The following is a 22,608-nucleotide window of genomic DNA, read 5'->3' on the forward strand; positions in this document are numbered from 1 at the left end:
CCGATCAGCGCTCGGCGGGGATGGTGTGAAGATCAGCTGGCCGACGCGGGGATCGCGTAGGATCCGCGGCCGATCGCGACCAGGACACCCTTGTCGTTGAACAGATCGATGTCGGCGACGCCCACCGTGCGGCCGACGCGGCGCACCGTCGCTTTGGCGACGAGCTTGGTGTCGACGGCGGGGCGCAGATAATCGACCCGAAAATTGATCGTCGGGATGCCTCCGCCGACCAGCATCGCGATCGCAAAATCGCCGACGGTGTCGATGATCGAGGCCAGCGGTCCGCCATGCCATTGCTTGGTGCCCGGCCCACGCTCGAATTCGGGCCGGAACGGCGCCTCCATCGTCAGCACCTGCTGCTCGATATCGGCCTCCGTCACCTTCAACTGGCAGAACGCAATGAAAGGCGCGCGGTCGGCCATCACCTGCAGCTCGGCAACGCCGAGCGTCTTCGCCGCGGCGGTGCTCATGGGGTCACCACGAGCTTGCCGAGCACCTTGCGGTCTTCGAGAATGCCCATCGCCTCGATCGCGCCCTCGAGCGGAAACGTGCGATCGATGACGGCCTTCATCTTGCCGGCGCGGATGAGCTCGAACAGCTTGAGAATGTCCTCGCGCTCCCAGCCGTTCGAACCGAGAATCTGCAGTTCGAAGGTCCAGATGAAGCGGATGTCCTCGGTCGGATCGAACCCCGCGGTAGCGCCGCAAGTCACCAGCCGGCCACCTTTCCGAAGGCACTTCAGCGAAGGCACCCAGCTGTCGCCGCCTGTGAAGTTGACAACCATGTCGACCCCCGACCCTTTCGAGGCCTTGCCGGCTCGCGGCTTGCCGTGGCGGGCGCGGCACTCCTGCATGAAGTCGACTTCGTTGTAGAGAATGACCTCGTCGGCGCCGATCTCCATAAGGCGCTCGCCCTTCTCCGCCGATCCAGCACAGGCGATCACATAGGCGCCCGCCGCCTTGGCGAGTTGCACGCAGCAGATGCCGACGCCGCCGGACGCGCCGAGGATCAGAACCTTCTCGCCCGCCGAGACATGGCCGATGGTGGTCATCATCCGCAGCGCGGTGCCGTACGCCACCGGCAGGCACGACGCCTGCTCGAACGAGATATCGTCGGGCAGCGCGATCAGCTGGTGCGCACGCGTGACGCAGTATTCGGCAAGGCCGCCATTGCGCGTTTCGCCCATCAAACCGCCTTCGACCCGGTTGATCGGATCGATCAACACGCGGTCGCCGACCTTCCAGCCTTCGACACCCGCGCCGAGCGCAGCGACTTCGCCGGCGATGTCGATTCCCATGATGATAGGCATTGGAATGCGGATGCCGGGCATCCCGCGGCGCGTGAAGATGTCGTGATAATTGTAGGACGTCGCCTTGACCTTGATCAGCACGTCGCCTTCGCCGGGCTCCGGAGTGGCGTAATCCTCGACATGAGCCATCTGGTCGAGACCGCCGTGGTCACGAAGCAGCACTGCACGCATTCATTTCTCCTTTTTGGTTTTGTCTGTTGCGGCGCTCTAGCGCGCCGGAGGCGGTGGCTTGGATTATTCAGAGAACTCGATGACCACGCCGAAGCTGGACGACGGCCCGACGCGCAAGCGGCCATCAGTTGCGGTGAACGGCACGCCGCCCGCCTGCAATGCCGCCTGTGCTTGCGCGATCGACGCGGTCTTGAAGCCGAGCCCGATCATCTGCGTCTTGCCCGGTTCGGGAAGCGGCGCATCGGCTCCGTAGCGCTGCGCTGCAGCCTCGCGCGTCAGTGCGACTACGCGCGCTTCGGCGGCGTCGAAGCCGTAACCGCCAGGAATCTCCTTCAGCAGCCCCGGGCCGAACATCCGCTCGAACAGACCGAGCGCAGAACGCGGATCGTCGCCGCAGAGAACGAACTCGGAGATGTTCTGCACGCCGTTCGGATGCGTCTGCCATTCCGGACGCCACACCAGCTCGGGCGTTTTATGGTGACAGAAGAAGGTCCGCCCGTAGTCGAAACCGAGCTTCGGCAAATGCAGCACCGTGAATGCTGCGTCGAACGTTCCCGCACCGGTCTCGACCGGCCTGACGAAATCGAGCGGCGTTTCGGCGGTCACGCCGGCGTGCGACGCATTGAGTTGCGCGCGGGCCGGATCGGGGCAGCGCCAGACGATGCCGGACAGTCCTTTTGGATCGTGCCACTGTTCGGGGCGCTGCTGTTTCTTTCCGGGCTCGTAGCCAAGCAGCTCGAGATAGTTATTGTTGAAGATCGCGAGATTGTTGGACGACCCCAGCGAATGGTGACCACGCGGTGTCAGATAGAAGCCGAGTGCCTGGTAGGCCGCAGCTGCTTGATCGAGCTCACCGTGAACGAGCACGATGACATGATCGAGCTCGGCGGGCAGTCTGCGCGGATGACCATCCTCTACGTCAGTCATTCGACTTCCTTTTTTTGTTGGCTGGGTGATGCGGCAGTCATTCTTGTTCGGTTGTCATCGACTCGTTCCTACCCAAGGAACGGAGGCCGCCGAGGTATCGCAAAAATCCGCGGAAGCTGTTCTCCAAATTTGTCGGCGTTCCGAGGTGGACGATCTCTGCGCGCTGCATTTTTCAGAATGTCCGTTCTTCGATGCACCGCGTTCAGACCAACGGCATGCGCTGGCGGACCAAGGCGGTCCAATACGAACAGCCCCACGGGATGACGTCGTCGTTGAAATCGAAGCGCGGATGATGCAGCGGGGCGCTATCGCCGTTACCGATCATGATCATCGCGCCAGGCCGCTCGTTCAGCATGAACGCGAAGTCCTCGCCGCCCAGCGTCGGAGCCATTGCGGCGTCGACGTGCGCGGCGCCGGCCACTTCTCCGGCCGCCGCGACCGCGCGGTCGACGCCGACTTCGGAATTTCTCATCACCGGGTAGTGCCGCAGATAAGACAGCGTACCGACAGCGCCGAATCCTGTCGAAATACTCTCGGTGAGTTCGCGCAGCCGCTTCTCGACCATGTCGCGGGTCGGCTCGTCCAGCGTGCGAACCGTGCCGCGCAATGTCACCGTTTGAGGAATGACGTTGAACGCGTCACCGGCGGTCATCTGTGTGATCGAAATAACCGCGGATTGCAGTGGATCGAGATTGCGCGCGACGATCGCCTGAGTCGCCTGAATCAACGCCGCGGCAACGACCACCGGATCGACCGTGGCATGCGGCTGAGCGGCGTGGCCGCCGCGACCTTCGATCGAGATGATGATTTCGTCGACCGAACCCATTTGCGGCCCAGGGCCCGTCGCAAACGACCCCAAGGGAAGTCCCGGGCGGTTGTGCATCCCGTAGAATTCCTGGATCGGAAAGCGCTGCAGCAGGCCGTCATCGAGCATGGCCTTGGCGCCCGCACCGCCTTCTTCGGCGGGCTGGAAGATCAGCGCGACGCCGCCGTCGAAGGCCCGGCTCTCGACGAGGCCAAGCGCCGCACCCAACAGCATGGTGGTGTGGCCGTCGTGGCCGCATGCGTGCATCTTGCCGGGGACTTGCGAGGCCCATTCCGCGCCAGTTGCCTCGAGAATGGGTAAAGCATCCATATCGGCGCGCAGCCCGATCATCCGGCCGGAACTACGCGATTGGCCGTAAATGATTCCGACGACGCCCGTTCCGCCGATGCCTTCGTGCACCTCGTCGACGCCGGCTTCGCGCAACCGCGCTGCGACCCGCTGGGCGGTGCGATGCACGTCGTACAGCAGCTCGGGGTTGCGATGCAGATCGTGACGAAACTCCTTGAGTTCGTCCAGGTAGCGCGCGGTCCAGTTCTCAATCGGCATTCGAGGTTCCTGAGGTTCGCCAATTACAGCAAGGTCAAATTCACACGCCGTCTTTACTCGCATCGCGCGCGCGTGGGGTCGGCCGGCTTGCACATTCAAATCCCGCGCCATCAGCCGGCATCTCGAACACGCCGGAGTCGAGAAACCGCTCGATCGCCGCGACATAGGGCGCAATGACGATGTCCTGCTCTTTCAACCAGTCGTCGTTGTAGTACGTGTCCGAATAGCGTTCGCCGTCGTCGCAGAGAACAGTCACCAGCGATCCAGAAAGCCCCTCACGCAACATCGCGGCCGCGCACCAGCACAATCCGATGAAGTTGGCGCCGGTCGATCCGCCGACCCGATGCGACAGTCGAGACGTCAGCACCCGCGTCGCAGCGATCGATGCGGCATCGGGGACTCGCATCATCTGATCGATCACGGACGGCACGAAGGACGGCTCGACGCGCGGACGTCCGACGCCCTCGATGCGCGAGCCACGGACGCAATTGGCGGTGCGGCTGCGCGCCTTATAGGCTTCGAAGAAGCAGGAGTTCTCGACGTCGACTCCGCAGAGCCGCGTCTTATGTCTGCTGAATCGAATGTAGCGGCCGATCGTCGCAGAAGTGCCGCCCGTGCCGGTGCTCATCACGATCCATTCGGGCACCGGGTGACGCTCGCCGGCCATCTGCTTGAAGATGCTCTCGGCGATATTTCCAGTGCGCCAGTCGATCGCGCGCTCGGCATAGGTGAACTGGTCGAGATACAGACCACCGAGATCGGCGGCGATCATCTGGGCCGCGCCGTAAACCTCCGACGACCTGTCGACAAAGTGGCATCGGCCGCCGAACCGTTCGATCGCCGTGACCTTCTGGCGCGACGTTGAACGCGGCACCACGGCGATAAAAGGCAAGCCGAGCAGTTCGGCGAAGTATGCTTCCGATACGGCCGTCGACCCCGATGACGCCTCCACCAGAGCGGTCCCCGGTCCGATCAAACCATTGCACAGTCCGAACATGATCAGCGACCGCGCCATGCGATGCTTCAGGCTGCCGGTCGGATGCGTGCTCTCGTCCTTGAAATAGACGTCGATGCCGTCGAGGCCGGGAAAGCGCAGCTTGAAGAGATGCGTGTCGGCCGAGCGCCTGGCATCCGCTTCGAGAATGTCGACAGCGTTTCTCACCCACTCCTGCTCGGCGATCTCACCGCCGAACAGACCCAAGACCCGCTTGGGCTCCGCGGGAAGATTTCGCGCCGTCGCAACTTGAACAATCGTCATCAGTCCACGCACCCCAAGCGCCTTCGGAACAGCGAGACAGGCGCGAACGCCTGACGTCTGCATCGGCGAGACGAGGTACGCCTCGATCATCGCCCTGAGGTCGCTGCGTCGCTTGCTGCGGCGGCCATCATGGGGGTGAGATTAGTGATTGAAATGGCAAGAATGTTCACTTATTTTACCATCTAGCAGACTCAATCTGGTGTATTTGACCCAATAATGACCCACAAAATCGATCAAATCGATCTTCGTATTCTCGCCGCCATGCAAGCTGACTCTTCGCGTTCGCAACGCGAGCTCGCGGAGGAAGTCGGTCTGTCGCAGAATGCATTCTGGCGGCGCCTGAAGGCGCTCGAGGCGAGCGGCGCGATCACCGGTTACGGCGCACGCGTCTCACAGGAAGCCGTCGGTGTGCCGATGACTGTCTTCGTGATGGTTCGAACCCGGCGGCATTCCGCCGAATGGCTCAAGCGTTTCCGCGCGCAGATCGAATCGATCTCCGAAATCGTCGCGTTCTATCGGATCAGCGGCGATTTCGATTACATGCTGAAGATCGCCGCCCGCGACATGAGCAATTACGACAAGGTGTATCAAACCATCATCAACAAGACCGAGTTGGAAACCGTCACGTCGTACTTTTCGATGGAAGCCATCATCGACGGCCGGCCACTTCCGATCGGACGCTGAGGCAAACGCGTTGTGATCGGCTCTGCCGTGCACGGCAGAGCTTAACGACGATGCAGTAACTCGCGACAGGCGCGTGGCCATACGCACCCCAACCAGCAGCGGCGACCTCGTCACATGCTGTCGGGTCTGCTCCGCTGTGGCGCGTGCGGCGCAGGAATGTCCACCAACGGCAAGGATAAGTCGCAGCGCGTTCGAATTCGCTGTTCCGCGGCCACGGAGAGTGGCACCTGCCAGGACGCAAAGACGTTCTATCTCAAAACCGTGGAAAGCGCCGTGCTTGCCGGATTGGAAGCTGAGATGCGGCATCCAAATGTGATCGCAGAATACGTGCGGACCTATCACGAAGAGCGGAAGCGTCTTTCAGCCAAAGCGAACGCCAAACGGGCGCATCTCGAAACACGGCTTGGCGAACTCAATCGCGAGATCGATCGGCTGGTCGATGCGATAGCCAAGGGGCGAGGCGGCGACGAGTGAACCGGTGGCACTGCACCCGGCTGTGTTGGCGCTATGAACGGCAGCTCGCCACCCTGCGGGATGCCTTGTCCCAAGGAGTCAATTCGGGAGATTCTGAGGCTTCTGAAGCGATCAGAGAACTTGTGGAGACAGTTACGGTTTTCCGGGACCCGACACGACTAGGCGGGGTGATGGTCGAAATTGCCGGGCGGTTGAACACGTTGCTCGGGGAACAAGCATTTCCGAACAAGGTCCGGGGAGTGTGGGGAAAGATGGTAGCGGGAGAGGGACTCGAACCCCCGACCCCAGGATTATGATGCCTATGTCGGCAATTCGCCCACCACAGACCAGAAATGCGCATCCTTAGTCCCGCCCTCGGCGATTGCCGTGTCAAGCGTCGCCATTCCCCTGATCCTGGGGGCCAGATTAGGCCCCAAGGACGCCGCGGATACAAGCACTTACTGCATATCAGGCGGATCGACAAGGCTGCCGTTTTTGGGGCAGAAGCCGCGCTGACGAACTACCTGAGCTTGTTTCCTTGTCAACGCTGCGTTGGCGGCTTCGACCCACAAGTGCCCAGGGAAGGTGGGCGTCACTTATAGCCCTTCGCGGATGAGGCTTACGTTGGTGGTGATGACCGCTGATGGCCCATAGCAGACATCCTGCAGCAATAGATCTGCGGCAGTAAAGACTCGAACTTTGCACGGTTCTAGTCCGCCTCTAATCCATGCGGCTCATACTTGTCCTCCTTGAGCCGCGGAGCCCCACCCCGGGTCGCCCTGGCCCGGGTGGAACTTGGGGTGCTTGATCGTGATCTCAAAACTCTCGATGATGAATTTGCAACAGTTCACCGGACAACGCATCGACAGCCGAGCACCCGACTAGTGCAAGCGTTGGATGAGAACTTTTCCACAGCAAGGCACCAGAGCAAAACTACCCCGCGCTAAACATTGGTCGCAAGGACAGATGGTCCCTTCGAGTTGGAGCACTCTATCTGTATGGTCGCTCAAGCAGCCGCTACGACTGATCTCAGGTAGCGCAGGGTATCTGGCCGTGTAGTATACGACGAGATGCGTTACACGCCTTTAGCTGTGACCGCACGTCATGCCTTTTGATCATTCTCATATTCGTAGGCGTCGCAGAACAGCTTGCCGTTGCGGCCCCAATCCTCCCGCGAAACTTCCGTGAAGATGAAATTGATCGTTTCCGGCTTGCATTTTGCGATCCGCGCGAATTCGCGGGTCAGAACCTCCGCAAGCTCGCGCTTCTGTTCGAGGGTCCGGCCGGGAAACCAGTCTACACGAATGAAAGGCATGTCTGCTCCAAGAGGTTCATGGATTTCTGTTAACGAGCGTTAGTCGACAGGATCGCACAAAATAGGATAGCGAGCTCGATCAGGCCGGCCCGAAGGCGGAGGTTGCGGTCACCACAAATGCTAAAGCGAGCCCCGCTCATGTCGAGCCGATCAGCATGCGATAGCGCAATTGATCGATGACCACGGCTAGGATCAGCAGCCCACCGAGTAGAACCATTTGCAGGTAGGAGCCGATCTGGGCAATGTTCATCCCGTTCTGAACGAGCGCGATGAAGAACGCACCGAGCACGACATTCTCGACGCGACCGATTCCGCCACGCAGCGACACGCCGGCGATGACACAGGCTGCAATCGATTCCAGCGCCATCGAGCCGCCGAGATTGGTTTCTCCAGACTCAACGCGCGCCGTGAGCAACAAACCCGCGAGCGAGGCGAGCACCGCACTGAACACATAGGCCAGGAACAACACCTTCTTGGTGTTGATCGCCGATAGATGCGCGGCTTTGATGTTGCCGCCCACCGCGCAGATCTGCGTGCCGAGCCGGGTCCGATTCATCATCACCCAGGTCGCCGCAATGGCTGTCAGCGCGACGACGACCGGGACCGGCACGCCGACGATACGCCCGAAGCCGAAAATGTTACCGAAGTCGAGCGGTAGGCGCGACACCGGCACGCCTCCGGTCAGATACAGCGCCAGCCCGGCGCCGACCGATTGCACGCCGAGCGTCATGATGAATGGAGACACGCTGAACTGCGCTATGCCGACGCCGTTGACGCAGCCGATCACCAGCGCGGCACCGATGCCGGCGAGGCTGCCGAGCATGATCACAGCCCACTCGTGGCCGGGCATCATCGCCGCCAACGCAACCATGGCGAGGGCGCTGACCACCGAGGTGAGCGCGATGGTGGTGCCGACCGCAAGATCGAAGCCGCCGGTGATCAGCACCACCATCTGCCCGAGCGACACCAGGATCAGATAGACCGACTGCCGTGCCACATTCGTCAGATTACTGACGGTCAGGAAATTGCCTGAGACTAGCGAGAACACGATCAGCGCGGCAGCCAGGAAAAACGGCAGCACGCCGACCTTGAGAAACAGAGTCTTCACGGCGTTGATCGCGGATAGGCCGGGCGTCGCAGCGGAGGCGCTATCCACTGCGTCAGGCGCACTCATCGATGGGCTCCCTCGAATCCGTGAAGAAATGCCGAAGCACGACGTCCTCGACGAGGTCGTCTCCCTCGAGTTCGGCCGAAATCCTGCCGTTGGAAAAGACCAGCAGCCGATGAGCCAGATGCATCACCTCCGGCAGATCGGACGAGATGATCACCACGGCTTTGCCGGCCTCGGCGAGATCGCGGATCAGCAGATAGAGCTGGCTGCGCGTGCCCATGTCGACGCCGATGGTCGGCTCGTCGAAGATGTAGAGGCGACGGTCCCGGGCGAGCCCCTTGCCGAACAGCACCTTCTGCTGATTGCCGCCGGACAGCGCCGCCACCATCTTCGGCAGCGAACGCGGCGCGAGATCGACGCGCGCGCCGATCGCATCCGCGGCAGCACGCATGCGGCGCGGCGATCGCAGACCAAGCGGCCCGGAAAGGTCGCTGCGATCGAGCAGATCGAGGCGGAGATTGTCGCGCGACGACGCCGACAGCACGAGGCCTTCGGACTTGCGATCCGGCGACAGATAAAACACGCCGCGGCGCAGCAGTTCCCGCGTCGGCAGGCCGCTGACGTCATCGCCGAACAAGGCGACGGTTCCGCGCTCCAGCGGCTGCAGGCCGAGGATACTCCGCCACACCCGCGATTTGCCCGAGCCGACCAAGCCGGCGACGCCGAGCACTTCGCCGGCCCGCACATCGATATCGACCCCGTTGACGCCGACGGCGCGAATGCCGCGGAGCGACAGCACGGTCTCGCCATCCGGCTGGCGGCCAATATGCGGATAGACCTTGTCGATCGCGCGGCCCATCATCAGGGTAACGAGCGCGTCTTCCGACGTGAACGGCTGATCGACGGTGGCGATCAGCTTGCCGTCGCGCAGCACGGTGATGCGATCTGCGATCTTGGCGAATTCCTGGATGCGGTGCGAGATATAGATGATGCCGACGCCGCGCTGCCGCGCTTGCCGGATGAATTCGAAAAGCCGCTCGGTCTCGCGCTCCGTCAGCGAGGCGGTCGGCTCGTCCAGGATCAGCACGCGCGCCTTGGCGTGGAGCGCCTTGGCGATCTCGACCATCTGCTGCTGCGCGCGTGACAACCGCGACACCGGCTGGCGGACGTCGATATCGAAGCCGAGCGTGTCGATCAGCTCGCGTGTGGTGCGCTCCATCGCCTTGCGGTCGACCAGCGGCCCGCGCATCAGTTCCTCTCCGAGGTGCACGTTCTCGAACACGGTGAGCGTCGGCACCAGCGAAAGCTCCTGAAACACGGTGCCGATGCCGGCCTTGCGCGCGTCCTGCACCGATCGGAAGTGCACCGCCTCGCCGGCCACGCGCAAGGTGCCGGATGTCGGGCGATACACACCGGACAGGATGGATATGAGCGTCGATTTGCCTGCGCCGTTTTCGCCGAACAGCACATGGACTTCGCCACGTTTGAGCTGGAAATCGACGGCGGACAGGGCTTTGACGCCGGGAAACTCCTTGGAGATTCCCGACATCTCGACCAGAAGCGATTCGCCCGAGACACTCACGATCATCACCAATCGGTGCCGGTTCAACCGAAGCCGAGCCGGCTGGCCAGTTAGTTCACCTTGAAGACCGGCTTGAAGTCGTCCGGCGGAAGGATGCTGGTGCGGGGGACGCTGTTCACGTTCTGCTGGTCCACGACGAAGATCTTCGGACCGACATGCTTGATGTAGTCTTTCTTCTCCAGGATACGCACGGCCTGATCGATCGCGATACGCCCCTGAATAACCATCGAGTCCGCAGGCGCCGCGACGATGAAGCCGCGCTTAATGCCTTCATAGACGCCGGGCGTCATATAGAACGCCATCAGATCGACCTTGCCCTGCAGGCCGCGCTCGCGAATGACGCCCTGCGCAGCTTCTGCAGTAACAGCGGTGCCCGCGACATAGCCGATGTCGGGATTAGCCTGCAGCACGTCCTCGACCAGCTTCTGCTGCACCTCCTTGCCGGTGTCACCATATTTGGCGTCGAGGACTTTCAGCGCGGAGCCTTTGACCGCGTCGAGGAAGCCCCTGTTGGCGGCTTCGACCCAACCGGCGCCCGCCGGGCCCGGGAACCAGCCGACCTTTACTTCCTTACTGCCGGCCGGGTGTTTCTTGGCCAGGTACTCGCCGGCCGATTGCCCCATCGTGTAGAACGACACCAGCGACTTGGCGGTGACGTTCGGCGACGAAATGCCGTTGACGACGTCGATGACTGGGATGCCCTTCTTGTTGATCTCGGTCACCAGATTGTTCAGGCCATCGAACGAGATCGCGCCGATCACCACGGCCTGGGCTCCGTTGGCGACGCAGTCCTCGATCTGGGAAATCTGGGTGTTGAGCTCGGTGTAGCCGCCGGCGTTGAGCAGATTCATCGACACGCCGAGCCGCTTGGCCTCGTCGACAACGCCGTAATCGACGCCGAGCCAGTAGGCGTCCTTCATGTGCGGAAACGACACGCAGATCTTCCAAGGCTGGCTGGCCTTCGCCAGCGGCATGTACGAAACCTCTTCCTGTTTGCCGTCTGTGGCAAACGGCGGCTCGGTCTTCATCGCCTTGTAGGGGAACCAATCTTCAGCATGAGCCGCACCAGCGATAAACGCGACGATCGAAGCGGTCAGTAGAGTTGAGCGAAGTGTCATGTTCCGTCCCCCAGTTATGACTTCAAGGTTGCACGAAGGCGTTCAAGGCGGACGGCCTCGTCGGCCCGGGCGGCGAGCGCCTGATCCATGTCGACTTTGACGAAGCGGGTGGGCGTGTGCGGCTGCAGTTGGCCGATCAGGTCCATGTCGGCGGCGATCACCGTGCCGACCATGAAGTAACCACCACCGGACACCGCGTCGCGATGAAGGATGATCGGCTCCGTTCCGCCGGGCACCTGGATCGATCCGTACGGGTAGCAGCTATCGACGATGTTCGAGGGATCGGAGCCCGCGCCGAACGGCTGCTCGCGCTCGACGAGGTCGAGCTTGCGGCCGCCCTTGAAGCGATAGCCCATCCGGTCCGCCTCGTTGGCGACCTTCCATTCGTCGGCGAAGAAGGTCTCCTTCGCGGCCTCCGTCAGTCGATGCCAATACAGGCCCGGCAGGACGCGGAGTTCGGCGAGTTTGCCGGGTACGCGCCGCAGGCCTGGATCGACGCCGCGGCCCTCGCTCGCTAGGCTGCCCTCGCCGACCGGCAGTTCGTCGCCCGCCTGGATCGGCCGGCCTTTGTCGCCTCCGAGCGCGCCGATCGGATAGGTCGAGCGGCTTCCGAGCGCCACCGGAACGTCGATGCCGCCGCTGACGGCGATGCAAATGCGCGCGCCGGAGTTGAGGAAGTCGAACGACAGTTTCTGGCCGGCCTTGACCTTGAGCGCCGTCCAGCCGGGCTGGTCGACGCCGTCGATCTTGACCGGCATATCGGCCCCGGTGACGGCCACCAATGCGTCGGCCGTGAACTCGAGCTGCGGGCCCATGAACACGGCTTCAAGACCAGCCGCGCCCTCGTCGTTGCCGACCAGGAGATTGGCGGCGCGCATCGCGTAGCGATCCATCGCGCCGCCGACCGGAATGCCGAGATGAAAGTAACCGGGACGTCCGAGATCCTGAACGGTGGTGGCGAGTCCGTGATGCACGACCTTAATGGCCATTGAGAACGCCCTCCAGCTTGGCGTTGTAGCCGTCAATGTCCTTGGAGAATTCGCGCAGGTCGAAGCTGACGTCGCGAATCGGCGGCGCGAACTGGCCGTTATCGACCTCCTCGACCGCCTGGTCATAGGCCGGGCGGTCGATCGGTTTGAACTTCACGATGTCTCCTGGCCGGAAGAACACCATGAAGTCCCGTAGATAGCTCGTCGTCTGGGTCGGATCGAAGATCGGCATCGGCGTGACGCCGAACATCTGATAGCCGCCGGCGCCGCGCACCGAATAGATGCAGCCGAAGCAGCCGCCGTGGCCGATGGTGAGCTTCGGCGTGTCGGTGCGCGGGCGCAGATATTTCGGCACCTCGATCTGCCGCTGCCGGTCGACCATCTGATACATGAACGGCAGACCGGCGACGAAGCCGACCATTGAGACGAACCACGGCGAACCCGCATGGGCTGCGATGAAATCGTCGACCGTGGCGTGGTGATTGATCCGCGCGGCGTATTCGAGATCGGTACTCGTCGGATCCTGATGGCGCTCGCGGAACCGCATGAGCGTCTCGTGCGTCCACGGATCGTTGTAGAGCACCGGAATTTCGATGATGCGGGTCCGGATCACCGGTTCGGATTTGGCGGCGGCGCCCTCGATCGACTTCACCTCGCGCAGCAGATCGTCGGGCTTGATGATGTCTGGATCGAACTTGACCTGAAACGAGGCGTTGGCCGGACAGATTTCCGTGATGCCCTTGATCTCGCTGTCGCGGATGCCGTTGGTCATCGACAGGCTCTTGAAAAACGCGTCGAGCGACATCTCCTCGCTGCACTCGACGAACAGATGTTCGTCGCCTCCGAACGAATAGCGAATGCCCATCACGCCACCTCGGACTTGGATTGGAGTTGTCGGCTGAATTCGGCCTCGAGCCAGGCTTCGAGAAAGCGCGTATGAAACGCGCCGCGGCGTACGCTGTCGTCGCCGGCGAGCGCCAGATGCAGCGGCACCGTCGTCGGCACGCCGCCGATCTCGAGCTGCTGCAGCGCCCCCTTTAATCGGTCGAGACATGCATCGCGGGTTTCGGCCCAGACGATCAGCTTGCCGAGCAGCGAGTCGTAGAACGGCGGGATCGAATAGCCGGCGTACAGCATCGTATCGAAACGGATGCCTTCGCCTTCGGGGATGCTGAGCCGGCCGATCTGGCCCGGCGCGGGCATGAAGTCGCGAGTCGCGTCCTCGGCATTGATGCGGCACTCGATGGCATGGCCGCGCGGCACGATATCGTTCTGCGTGACCGACAGTCTGGCGCCGCCAGCGACGCGGATCATTTCCTGCACGAGATCGATGCCGGTGATCATCTCGGTGACCGGGTGTTCGACCTGGATACGGGTATTCACCTCGATGAAGTAGAAGTCCTGCGTCTCGTCGTCGTAGAGATATTCGACGGTGCCGGCGCCGCGATATTTCACTTCACGCGCGAGCGCGACGGCGCTGGCGCAGAGCTTCTCGCGCACGCGGGCTGGCAGCAGGAACGCCTGGGCTTCCTCCCACACTTTCTGGCGGCGACGCTGCAGCGAGCATTCGCGCTCGTAGCAATGCACGACGTTCTCGCCATCGCCGAGGATCTGCACCTCGACATGGCGGGCGCGGGAAATGACTTTCTCCAGATACAAGCCGCCGTCACCGAACGCGGCAAGCGCCTCGGCCGACGCCATCGGAAATTGGCTCTCCAACTCGGCCATATTGTTGGCGATGCGGATGCCGCGACCGCCGCCGCCGGCCGCCGCCTTGATCATGATCGGAAAGCCCGTCGTCTCGGCGACCTTCCGCGCAGCTACAATGCCGTCTACACGGCCGTCACTGCCCGGCACCGTCGGCACGCCGGCTTTCTTGGCGACTTCGCGCGCCGCAACTTTATCTCCGAGCAGCCGGATCGCGTCGCCTTTCGGGCCGATGAAAATCATCCCCGCGGCTTCGACCGCATCGGCAAAATCGCCGTTCTCGGAGAGGAAGCCGTAGCCCGGATGAATCGCATCGACGCCGGCGCGCTTGGCCGCGTTGATGACCGTCGGAATGCTGAGATAAGACTTCTTGGCCGCCGGCGGGCCGATGTCGATCGCCTCATCCGCCAGCTTTACGGCGAGCATGTCAGCATCGGCGGCGCTGTGCACCTGGACGGTGCGGATGCCGAGCGCCTTCGCGGCCTTGATGATGCGGACCGCGATCTCACCCCGATTGGCGATGAGCAGCGAACGAATGGTCATTCGTCCACCTCGGCGATCACCTGACCGGCCATCACCGGATCTTCGTTGTCGACGAGAAAACGGAGCGCCTTGCCGTCGACGCCGGCTGCGACCGTGTGAAAGGTCTTCATTACTTCGATCAGGCCGATCGTGTCGGCGCTCGTCACCGTGTCGCCATCCGCCTTGAACGGGGGCTGATCGGGCCCCGAGGACCGATAGAAAGTTCCAGGCATCGGGGCTCGTACTTGCTTGATGCTCATCAGAAGATCCTCAGCTCACACAATAAATGACGGCACGACTACCCGGAGTACTTCGCTGACCGCGACATCCACGCGGCTCGCAACGCGCACGTTTCCCCGCCGGCCACGCCTTGATCGGACGCGAGCTGGCATTGACAGGCGGATCGGGAGGCCTTGGGCGATTTGCCCGGCGCGCGAACCAGCAGCTCACGCAATTTCGATGCGTCAGGCGGCGACGCGGCCCGGAAACCCGACGGGTACGCTTTCATGGCCGACCGGCCGTCACTCGGACTTGTCATCACGATCTCCCATGCTCCGCCTCGTCCCTCGCCGGCCGCCTCGCGCGATGCTGCGCACGAGATCGGCCACCTCGATGCGCGTTCCGTCGATCTCAGGAATGTGCGTATTTCGGTTCGACTCCTTCGACATCGACGTACACGACGTCGTTCTCGACCTTGATTGGGTAGAGTGCGAGTTCTGGGTGAGTCGGATTGACACCCTTTCCCTCCACCACGTTGAACCGCCACAGATGCGCCCGGCAGGTGAGAAGACATCCGCTCAGCTCACCTTCAACCAGCTCCACCTCCTGATGCGGACACATCGCTTGCGTCGCGACCAGTTGCCCCTTGTCGGTGTGCACCAAAAGGATCTCGGTCCCACCCACCGTGTAGTTCGCCATTTCGCCTTGCCAGAGGTCGTCGAGGGTACAGACGCGTTCGAATGCCATTCTGGTTCCGTTCAGAAGAAACGATCGAAGTGGATGCGCTCGTGCGGAATCTGCTTTTCCATCACCAGCATGCGCAACGTGGCGTCGACCATCGGCGGCGGGCCGGACAGATAGTACTCATGGTCGGCCCAGCCATCCGTGAAGTCGCGACCGAGGACGTCGTGGACGAAGCCGCTCGGGCCATTCCATCGGGGCTCATCGTCCGGATCGGACACGACGACGGTCTGGCGAAGGTCGCCGACCTGCGACGCGAGATCCGAAATCTGCTGCAGGCTCGGCACATCGATCGATCTGCGACCGCCGTAGTAGAACCGCAGGGTTCGCGATTGCATCCGGCCGGACCCGGCAAGACCGCGCGCCACCGACAGCATCTGCGAAAATCCGGCCCCGCCCGCGATGCACACGACGTCGCGGTCGATCTCCGGCCGTGCGAAGGCGGTGCCATAAGGTCCGTCGATGTGGATGTTCGTTCCGATCGGCAGCCGAAACAGCGGATCGGAGAACGCGCCGCCCGGCACGCGCTTGACGATGAATCGCCATTCGCCGCGGTCGTTCGGCACGTTCGCCATCGAGTACACGCGCTTCGGGCCATCGGCTGCGAGCGAAAGCAGCGCGTATTGCCCGGCCAGAAAGGCGGCCGGCGTCTCCGACACGAGAACGAACTCGCTCATGTCGGACGTCAGCGTGGTCTTCTCGGCGAGCTGCGCCTCGAAGCGCCGCGGCGCGTGGCACGGCACATAGGTGGCGTCGGTGCGGATCTTGATGGTGCAGGCGCTACGCGCCGAGACGCGGCAGGCGAGATAGCGCCCGCGGGCACGATCCCGCTCCGTTTCGGCCGGCGCGAGATCCGTCGGCACGACGAGATCGCCCGAGATCAGCTGAAATTTGCAGCTGCCGCAGGCGCCGGCGTTGCATTCGTAGGGAAAGCCCAGCCCGGCCCGCAGAGCGGCGCGGAGCAGTACGTCGTCGGACCCGACGTCGAACCTGCCCCTGCCGTCTGCGATCTCGATCGGAAACACGGCCGCTCCCTCTGCGCTACTAGGCGGCCAGCCCGACGCTTGCCCAATACTGCCGCATATTGGCCAGCGCGGTCTTCTTCGCGGTCGGATTGTCCGGGATGGCGTCGCAATAGGTGCTGATCGCCTTGTCGGCGAGCGGCACCCACTGCTTCTCCCAGTCGTTCAGCACGGTGCTGTTCGACGGCTCCTGCATCGCCATTTCGATCAGCGCCGAGGTCCAACGCTGCGAGCGCGCGCTGTCGCGGAGCTGCGCTTCCGTCAGCAGCGGCAGCAGCGCGTCCTGATTGCGCCGGGCGCCGAGTGCTAGCTGCTTCAGGGCGGCTTCCTCGAGCGCCGGCTTGAAGATCGTGTTCATCACGAAGAAGTTCTGGCCCCAGTCGTAGGTCGCCAGCATCTTCTCGGCGAGTTCGCGGAAGCCCTGCCATTCCGGCGCGATTTCCCAGTTCTTGCGTTCGTCGCGGGCGAAGCCGGCATCCGGATGAGCATTGGCGAGTTCGCGCGTCCGATAGGCGATGCGCGACAGCCAGCGCAACGCATCGCCGCCCTGGAACATCGCTGCACCCGAAATCGTGCTGGCCGGGGAGATGCTGGCGAGGTAGCCGCAGTTCATCTGGATGGCGTGCAGCGGGTAGCGCAGCGGCGTGTAGAGTTTCGCCAGCACCGGCACCCAGGCCGCCGGCAATGCAGCGTCGTGCTCGTCGCGGGCGAATTGCTCGAGCAGGCCGTCGACGTAAGACTCCTGCCCGTCCTGCTGGATGTTGTAGGTGCGGTATACCGTCTCGTCCGGATCGCGGAAGGCGTTCCAGTCCTTGTGCTTCAGGGGCGAGCCGAACAGGTTCTTGGTGTACCAGTCGCCCATGAAGCCGTCGACGTCCCATGGATGATCGGCGTCACGGGTGTGCCACAGCAGATTGGTCGAGACGATTTCGTATTCGCTGGGCCGCCGGCGCTGGGCCGCGAGGTGGCTCCAGGTCTTGAGCGGGCGCAGTTGTGCTACTTCGGGCATGGTGATCCCTCTCGATCTGTTCGGGTGTCGATGTCGGACGCTAGAGCGCGTGCTCGTAGTAGAAGCGGATCGAATCGTCGCTGGTCTCGACCTGCCCCGCGAACGACGGCATGTTCAGTTCAATCTCGTTCATCTGGAACGGGCGACCCAGCTTGGACTGGATCGTCTCGCGCCGCAGAATGCACTCTCCTTCGAGTTCGATGCGAATGTAGGACGCACGCGAACTCACCAGGACTTCCTTGCCCGGATTGTCGTCCTGCGCGGCCTCGACGATCGCCTCGGCCATCTCACCGGCCTGAATGACCGGACCGACCAGATTGCGTGATTTCACAGTCGCCATTGTGGTTACTCCCGCCCTCAAACGAAATAGAACTTCACGCAGTCCATCGGCTCGAGCCCGCTGTCGGACAGTTTCATGTCCAACGGGAACGGCGAGTCGGCGCCTTCCTTGCGGGCGTAGATCGTCTTGCCCGGCTGGTCGGCAACGTGAATACCGACCGCATTGACCGCAGCCGCCTGGCCGACCTCAGCCATGGTTTGTTCGGTGTCGACGGGGAGCAATTTCAGCACGAAATCACCCTCGAAATTGCAGACTAAAGGAAACAACGCCACGATCGGCCTCCTGTGTACACGTGTTGGCTCAAGCAGCCTTGACCGTCTTGGTCGTCTTGGCCGTGGCCCAGCTGAAGTCGTGCGCGTCCTGGCCGCCGTCGCTGATGACGCCGAGGCCCATATAGGCGAGCACGCCTTCGAGGTTGGCGGGCTCGATGCTGCCCGACAGGAACCGGTCGACCAGCGACTGGTGGCGAGCGTAGCGCTGCGGATCCTGCTCGAAGATCCACTGATCGACTTCCGAGCCGAAGTGATACTTGCGGCCATTATAGGTGAGCTGACGGTCCTGGAGCGTCTTGCCGGGCGTGCCGACGATCGGATTCTGCGAGACGTTGCAGATCACCGGCAACGTGCCGGGCACGGTCTTCTCAAAACGGCCGGTCCTGGCATTCTCGGTGATGACGTCCCAGCATTTGCCGAAGGTGTCGTTCCAGCCGGGGTACTTCTCCTCGAGCCAGTCGCGCTCGTCCGGACTGACGCCGGCGGCCGGCGACCACCACAGCGTCGGCCGCCACGACCAGGTGCCGAGCTGCTGGCCGTGATGATGCTCGTCGAGATCCCGCATGAAGATGTCCCAGTACCAAGGCTTCTCCAGGCCGAGGTCCTCGAGCGACCGCGTGAACTGGGTGACGATCCATTCCTGCATGAACTCCTTGAACGAGCCCTCGCGCTTGTCGAGCGGCAGGTAATAGTCCATCGGAATGCCGGTCAGGATCGCGAACAGGCGCGACGAGCGCCAGAACGAGATGTCGACCATGCGCTGAGCATCGGCCTTCTTGCCCTGCTCGATCAGGATCTTGAGCGTCGGCGTGCCGATCTGCGCGTGACGCGCTTCGTCGGACTGGATGCTCTGAATCAGTTTGGCGAATTTGAAATCGCCCGCGTGAGTCGCGTCCGACGCAAGACCGATGAACTGCAGATTGGTGAAACCGGTCTCGAACGAGAAATTCATCGCCAGCGAGGTATCTATGACGTTGCGCGTCATCATCAGATCGTCGAAGAACCGCCGGGCCGCGAGCGTGACCCAATTGTTGGTGTTCATCGAGCGATGCGCCCAGTCGAACTGCCGGTCCTTCGCCACATATTCATGGGCGAAGTACAGCTGGATCTGGCCGTGACGGACTTCGTCCAACATGCCGAAGGTCGCCATGTTGCGCATGCCGCCGGCGCGGCCGAAGCGCAGCAGCCGAGCGTTCTGAAGCGCGGCGTTGTATTCGACCACGGACACCGCGCCGTAATGCTCCTTCAGCGTGGCGATCCAGCCCGGATCCGCCGAGGTGTACATATCCATGCGCTCCAGCGCGGCCTTCACCGAGTAGGCGCCCGAATCCTTCTCACGCTGCATGCCGACATATTCGCGATAGGTGACCTTGTAGGGCTCGTCATAGGTCGCCCAGATGTGTTCCGGGATGCCCCTGGAGCCGGCATAGTCTTCCGGAAACAGCTCTTCCTCCGGGACGTATTTCGGGGTCCAGTTCGTGTCGCGGGCCAGGTCATACCAGTCTGAACGTTCGAGCATGGTCGCTCCTCCGTGAATTGGGTCTGTTCACACGCCGTGCGGTTTGACGTCGATCGGGCCTTCGCCGCCCGGATAGCAGAAGGTGATGTCCGGCGAATAGAAGCCGAACGTCACGTCGAGAGGCTGCTTGGGACGCAGCGCATAGACCGGATGCGATGTGTCGAGAAATTCGATCGCGTTGCACTTGAACTCGGCGGCGGCCTTCATCACGAAAGGATAGCGACCGCTGGTCAGGACACCGTCGACGCGGGTGACGTAGCGAAGCTGGCCGTTGGCGGGCGCGCCGGCGCCGATCCGTGCCGTGCTGCTGGTTCGGATCAGCGGCTTGCCGCCGACCAGAGTGGTCGCGATCAGTTCGTCGCCCTTCCATTCGAACACGGTCTCGCCGGAGGTTGCAGGAACGCCGCGCTGCAACGCGTAATCGATCATGTTCGGCGAGCTGTTGAAGTAGTGCGTCCACCAACGCCCTGGCGTTCCGGGCTGGGCATCGAGCCCGTCGAGATCGACGCCAAGATAAGTCAGCGAGTAAGCCCCGAAACTTCCCGGCAATCCGCCGTTGGATGTCTGCGCGGGATCGTCGACGATGTACTGGTTGATATAGACGCAGCCGCGGCCCTCGGGTGTCAGCTCTTGCGGAACGAGAGCTCTGGCGGCCGCCGGATCTTCGGGGACCCAATCAAGATAGAGCATCCGCGCATTTGCAATAAGCTGCGGTGCAACCAACGGATTGCCTGGCATCTTCGATCCTCTCAGCGCCCTGTTATCTTGCACGCCAAGTAAACGAGAGGATCGCGGCACGGGTCTAATCGTATTTTCAAATACCATTTCGGTGATAGTCGCTATGAAGCCACGATGAATAATTGAGTGCATTGCCGCATTTTTGTACGCACAAAGCAAAAAGATAGTGCATCGACGGCTTGGTCGAGATTGCATTCAAACAGAAATGTCGCCCGAGCCGGTGCGGCCGGCTGGGCGACATCATCATTCTGCGTATCGACGTGTTGGCTCGGTACAAGCTTCTGTAAGCCGAGTCTGACGTCACCTGCGCCTTCGGGCGGCGCCCCACCGAGGACCTTGTAGTTGCGGAGCCGGCATTCGCATAATGCGACTACGCGGCGTTGCGCGCTCTCGCCGCTCCGGGCGCCAGGATTTCAACGCCATTGGCGCCGAGAGCCTCGCGAATCGCAACGAGCAGATCGACGGATCCCGGCGTATCGGAATGAACGCAGATCGACTCGAAGCCGACCTCGATTTCGGGACCGTCGACAGGCTTGACCTTGCCTTCGACGCACGCCCGCACCACCCGGTCAGCCGCCGACTTCGGATTGTAGTTGTCCGGCTTGCGCGTAAAGACGATCTTGCCCGTCGAATCGTACTCGCGGTCCGCGTAGAATTCGCGGACGACGGGCTGTCCGAGTTCCTTTGCGATTCTGTAGGTTTCGGACGCGCCCATGCAGTAGATGAAGGCGTCCGGTGCGACACGCCTCATCATCTTGACGAAGGCCCTCGAGGCGACCTCGTTGGCCGCCAACTCCATATACAGCGCGCCGTGCGGCTTGACGTGCTGCACCGTGCCGGCGTGCAAATGCACGAACTCTCGCAGGGCGCCGACCTGGTAGACGATGTCGTTCACCATCTCTTCGGTGCTTTGAACGATGCGGCGACGGCCGAACCCTTGAAGATCCCGAAATCCGGGATGCACACCGATCGCGACTTTGTTCGACAGCGCCAGGGCGACGGATCGGTCCATCAGGTTGGGATCACCGGCATGAAACCCCGCCGCGATATGGGCCGAGCTGATCATGGTCATCAGCTTGGCGTCGTCGGTGCTACCCAACTGCCAGTTGCCGTAGGCTTCTCCCATGTCGCAGCCCAGGTCGATCGTCGTTTTCCGGCCCATCGTCGGTCCTCCTGATGAGACAGAAGTACAGGAGCCCCACCCGGATGAATAATCAGAAGGTGCGATCCTGAAATTCGGGAAAACCGATACGGCGGCTATTGTGACTCGGCGAACATCCCCGACCCGACGATCCCAGCCCCATATCGGCAGACATCGCAGAACAATTGCGCATCGCGCCCGAGTCCTGTGGCTCTGTTCCAGGCCAACCCGATGTCCATGCTGGGAATTTGATCGATCAGATCGACCGCGACCAGCCGCACGCCGTCGAGTGACCAAGGGCGATAGACCATGTCGGAGAGAACGGTCACGCCATGCCCCTCGGAGACCACGTTACGGATGGCCTCCATCGACGAGGTCCGGAACACCACGTTTGGCTCGAAGCCGGCCCTCTCGAAGTAGCCGAGAGTGGTGCGGTCGGCATCGTCGATCGTCAGCATGATATAAGATTCGTGCTCGATATCCCGCAGCGCAACGTTCTTTCGGTCTAGAAGCGCGTGATTGGCCGGCAGCCAGAGCCGCCGCTTCGATCGCACGAGTAACTCGGTTTCGATTTCGCTGATATGTTCAAGCGGAGACAGCAGGCAGACGGCGACCTCAAGCTCGCCCGACATCAACCGATCCTCGATACAGGGCCGCTCCAGTTCGACCAGTTTCACCTTGATTCCCGGGAAGATTCTGGCAAAGCGCGACAGCAGGGGCGTGATGAAATAGCCCGCCACCGTGTGCGTGCAGGCCAACGTCAGTTCACCGTCCAGGTCGCGCCGCACCTTTTGCGGTGCGAGCATCGCATCGACTGCGGTCGCCAACACGTTTTGAGCGTGTTCGAGAAAGATCGCTCCCTCGTAGGTCAGCGACACACCTCGCGGAGTCCGATTGAACAACTTGACGCCGACATCCGTCTCCAGCGTCTTGATTGCCTCGCTGACAGCGGGTTGCGACGTGAACAAGGCCGCCGCCGCCTTTGAGATCTGGCCACTTTCCGCAACTGCGATAAAGACACGAAAGTGACGTAGAGATACCCTCATTGCAACTCCCGCTATATGCTCGTCCTGCGACGTAGAGAGACGC

24 protein-coding genes are annotated in these 22,608 nt (G+C 62.3%); 2 read left to right on the forward strand and 22 right to left on the reverse strand.

The genetic code is table 11. From position 1 onward, the window contains the following. Nucleotides 1-32: 32 nt before the first annotated feature. From SR870_RS14055 to SR870_RS14075, 5 genes are all read right to left on the reverse strand, one after another. Nucleotides 33-470: a PaaI family thioesterase gene (locus SR870_RS14055; RefSeq protein WP_322514170.1), complete on the reverse strand. Its 438-nt coding sequence runs from the start codon at nucleotides 468-470 to the stop codon at nucleotides 33-35. After that, entirely contained in the window at nucleotides 467-1,480 is a 1,014-nt protein-coding gene (locus SR870_RS14060) for a quinone oxidoreductase family protein (protein WP_322514171.1), read from the reverse strand. Before SR870_RS14060 ends, SR870_RS14055 begins: the two co-directional genes overlap by 4 nt. Nucleotides 1,481-1,543: 63 nt before the next feature. Further along, on the reverse strand, nucleotides 1,544-2,407 hold the full coding sequence (locus SR870_RS14065; protein WP_322514172.1) for a VOC family protein: 864 nt from the start codon (nucleotides 2,405-2,407) through the stop codon (nucleotides 1,544-1,546). Between the two features lie 202 nt (nucleotides 2,408-2,609). Beyond that, on the reverse strand, nucleotides 2,610-3,779 hold the full coding sequence (locus SR870_RS14070; protein ID WP_322514173.1) for a M20 aminoacylase family protein: 1,170 nt from the start codon (nucleotides 3,777-3,779) through the stop codon (nucleotides 2,610-2,612). 40 nt (nucleotides 3,780-3,819) lie between these two features. Beyond that, nucleotides 3,820-5,037, reverse strand: coding sequence for a PLP-dependent cysteine synthase family protein (locus SR870_RS14075; protein ID WP_322514174.1), 1,218 nt, complete (start codon nucleotides 5,035-5,037; stop codon nucleotides 3,820-3,822). Between the two features lie 216 nt (nucleotides 5,038-5,253). Here SR870_RS14075 and SR870_RS14080 point away from each other — a divergent pair, with 216 nt between their 5' ends. Together SR870_RS14080 and SR870_RS14085 are read left to right on the forward strand one after the other, a co-directional pair. Beyond that, nucleotides 5,254-5,721, forward strand: a complete 468-nt coding sequence (locus tag SR870_RS14080) for an Lrp/AsnC family transcriptional regulator (protein ID WP_322514175.1) — start codon at nucleotides 5,254-5,256, stop codon at nucleotides 5,719-5,721. A 156-nt stretch (nucleotides 5,722-5,877) separates the two neighbouring features. Continuing rightward, nucleotides 5,878-6,195, forward strand: a complete 318-nt coding sequence (locus SR870_RS14085; protein ID WP_322514176.1) for a hypothetical protein — start codon at nucleotides 5,878-5,880, stop codon at nucleotides 6,193-6,195. A 1,081-nt stretch (nucleotides 6,196-7,276) separates the two neighbouring features. Here the strand turns inward: SR870_RS14085 and SR870_RS14090 are convergent. The 17 genes from SR870_RS14090 to SR870_RS14170 form a co-directional block, all read right to left on the reverse strand. Then, nucleotides 7,277-7,489, reverse strand: a complete 213-nt coding sequence (locus tag SR870_RS14090; RefSeq protein ID WP_307421576.1) for a tautomerase family protein — start codon at nucleotides 7,487-7,489, stop codon at nucleotides 7,277-7,279. A 136-nt stretch (nucleotides 7,490-7,625) separates the two neighbouring features. Then, nucleotides 7,626-8,663: an ABC transporter permease gene (locus tag SR870_RS14095; protein WP_416221084.1), complete on the reverse strand. Its 1,038-nt coding sequence runs from the start codon at nucleotides 8,661-8,663 to the stop codon at nucleotides 7,626-7,628. After that, nucleotides 8,650-10,188 carry a sugar ABC transporter ATP-binding protein gene (locus SR870_RS14100; protein ID WP_322514177.1) on the reverse strand — a complete coding sequence of 513 codons (1,539 nt, stop codon included), beginning with the start codon at nucleotides 10,186-10,188 and terminating at the stop codon, nucleotides 8,650-8,652. Before SR870_RS14100 ends, SR870_RS14095 begins: the two co-directional genes overlap by 14 nt. Nucleotides 10,189-10,232: 44 nt before the next feature. Next, entirely contained in the window at nucleotides 10,233-11,300 is a 1,068-nt protein-coding gene (gene torT, locus SR870_RS14105; protein WP_322514178.1) for a TMAO reductase system periplasmic protein TorT, read from the reverse strand. Between the two features lie 14 nt (nucleotides 11,301-11,314). Next, nucleotides 11,315-12,289: a biotin-dependent carboxyltransferase family protein gene (locus tag SR870_RS14110; protein ID WP_322514179.1), complete on the reverse strand. Its 975-nt coding sequence runs from the start codon at nucleotides 12,287-12,289 to the stop codon at nucleotides 11,315-11,317. Next, nucleotides 12,279-13,154 carry a 5-oxoprolinase subunit B family protein gene (locus SR870_RS14115; protein ID WP_307421567.1) on the reverse strand — a complete coding sequence of 292 codons (876 nt, stop codon included), beginning with the start codon at nucleotides 13,152-13,154 and terminating at the stop codon, nucleotides 12,279-12,281. The genes SR870_RS14110 and SR870_RS14115 overlap by 11 nt, the downstream gene beginning before the upstream one ends. Further along, nucleotides 13,154-14,539, reverse strand: coding sequence for an acetyl-CoA carboxylase biotin carboxylase subunit (locus SR870_RS14120; RefSeq protein ID WP_322514180.1), 1,386 nt, complete (start codon nucleotides 14,537-14,539; stop codon nucleotides 13,154-13,156). Before SR870_RS14120 ends, SR870_RS14115 begins: the two co-directional genes overlap by 1 nt. After that, complete coding sequence (locus tag SR870_RS14125; RefSeq protein WP_307421563.1) at nucleotides 14,536-14,778, reverse strand: acetyl-CoA carboxylase; 243 nt, start codon at nucleotides 14,776-14,778, stop codon at nucleotides 14,536-14,538. The genes SR870_RS14120 and SR870_RS14125 overlap by 4 nt, the downstream gene beginning before the upstream one ends. 370 nt (nucleotides 14,779-15,148) lie before the next feature. Beyond that, nucleotides 15,149-15,484, reverse strand: a complete 336-nt coding sequence (locus SR870_RS14130) for a Rieske 2Fe-2S domain-containing protein (RefSeq protein WP_322514181.1) — start codon at nucleotides 15,482-15,484, stop codon at nucleotides 15,149-15,151. A gap of 11 nt (nucleotides 15,485-15,495) precedes the next feature. Next, on the reverse strand, nucleotides 15,496-16,503 hold the full coding sequence (locus SR870_RS14135) for an FAD-binding oxidoreductase (RefSeq protein WP_322514182.1): 1,008 nt from the start codon (nucleotides 16,501-16,503) through the stop codon (nucleotides 15,496-15,498). A 19-nt stretch (nucleotides 16,504-16,522) separates the two neighbouring features. Beyond that, nucleotides 16,523-17,509, reverse strand: coding sequence for a toluene monooxygenase (locus SR870_RS14140; RefSeq protein ID WP_322514183.1), 987 nt, complete (start codon nucleotides 17,507-17,509; stop codon nucleotides 16,523-16,525). A gap of 40 nt (nucleotides 17,510-17,549) precedes the next feature. Then, nucleotides 17,550-17,849, reverse strand: a complete 300-nt coding sequence (locus tag SR870_RS14145) for an MmoB/DmpM family protein (protein ID WP_322514184.1) — start codon at nucleotides 17,847-17,849, stop codon at nucleotides 17,550-17,552. Nucleotides 17,850-17,866: 17 nt separating this feature from the next. Beyond that, nucleotides 17,867-18,121, reverse strand: coding sequence for a toluene-4-monooxygenase system B family protein (locus SR870_RS14150; RefSeq protein ID WP_322514185.1), 255 nt, complete (start codon nucleotides 18,119-18,121; stop codon nucleotides 17,867-17,869). Between the two features lie 28 nt (nucleotides 18,122-18,149). Beyond that, the gene (locus tag SR870_RS14155; RefSeq protein WP_307421551.1) at nucleotides 18,150-19,640 is read right to left on the reverse strand and encodes a YHS domain-containing protein; all 1,491 of its coding nucleotides are present in this window, start codon (nucleotides 19,638-19,640) and stop codon (nucleotides 18,150-18,152) included. A 27-nt stretch (nucleotides 19,641-19,667) separates the two neighbouring features. Next, nucleotides 19,668-20,510: a hypothetical protein gene (locus tag SR870_RS14160; RefSeq protein ID WP_322514186.1), complete on the reverse strand. Its 843-nt coding sequence runs from the start codon at nucleotides 20,508-20,510 to the stop codon at nucleotides 19,668-19,670. A gap of 238 nt (nucleotides 20,511-20,748) precedes the next feature. After that, nucleotides 20,749-21,540, reverse strand: a complete 792-nt coding sequence (pxpA, locus tag SR870_RS14165; protein WP_322514187.1) for a 5-oxoprolinase subunit PxpA — start codon at nucleotides 21,538-21,540, stop codon at nucleotides 20,749-20,751. A gap of 95 nt (nucleotides 21,541-21,635) precedes the next feature. Beyond that, entirely contained in the window at nucleotides 21,636-22,565 is a 930-nt protein-coding gene (locus SR870_RS14170; RefSeq protein WP_322514188.1) for a LysR family transcriptional regulator, read from the reverse strand. Nucleotides 22,566-22,608 lie beyond the last annotated feature (43 nt).

The organism is Rhodopseudomonas palustris (genome assembly GCF_034479375.1).
In the GTDB taxonomy this organism is placed as follows: Bacteria; Pseudomonadota; Alphaproteobacteria; order Rhizobiales; family Xanthobacteraceae; genus Rhodopseudomonas; species Rhodopseudomonas palustris_M.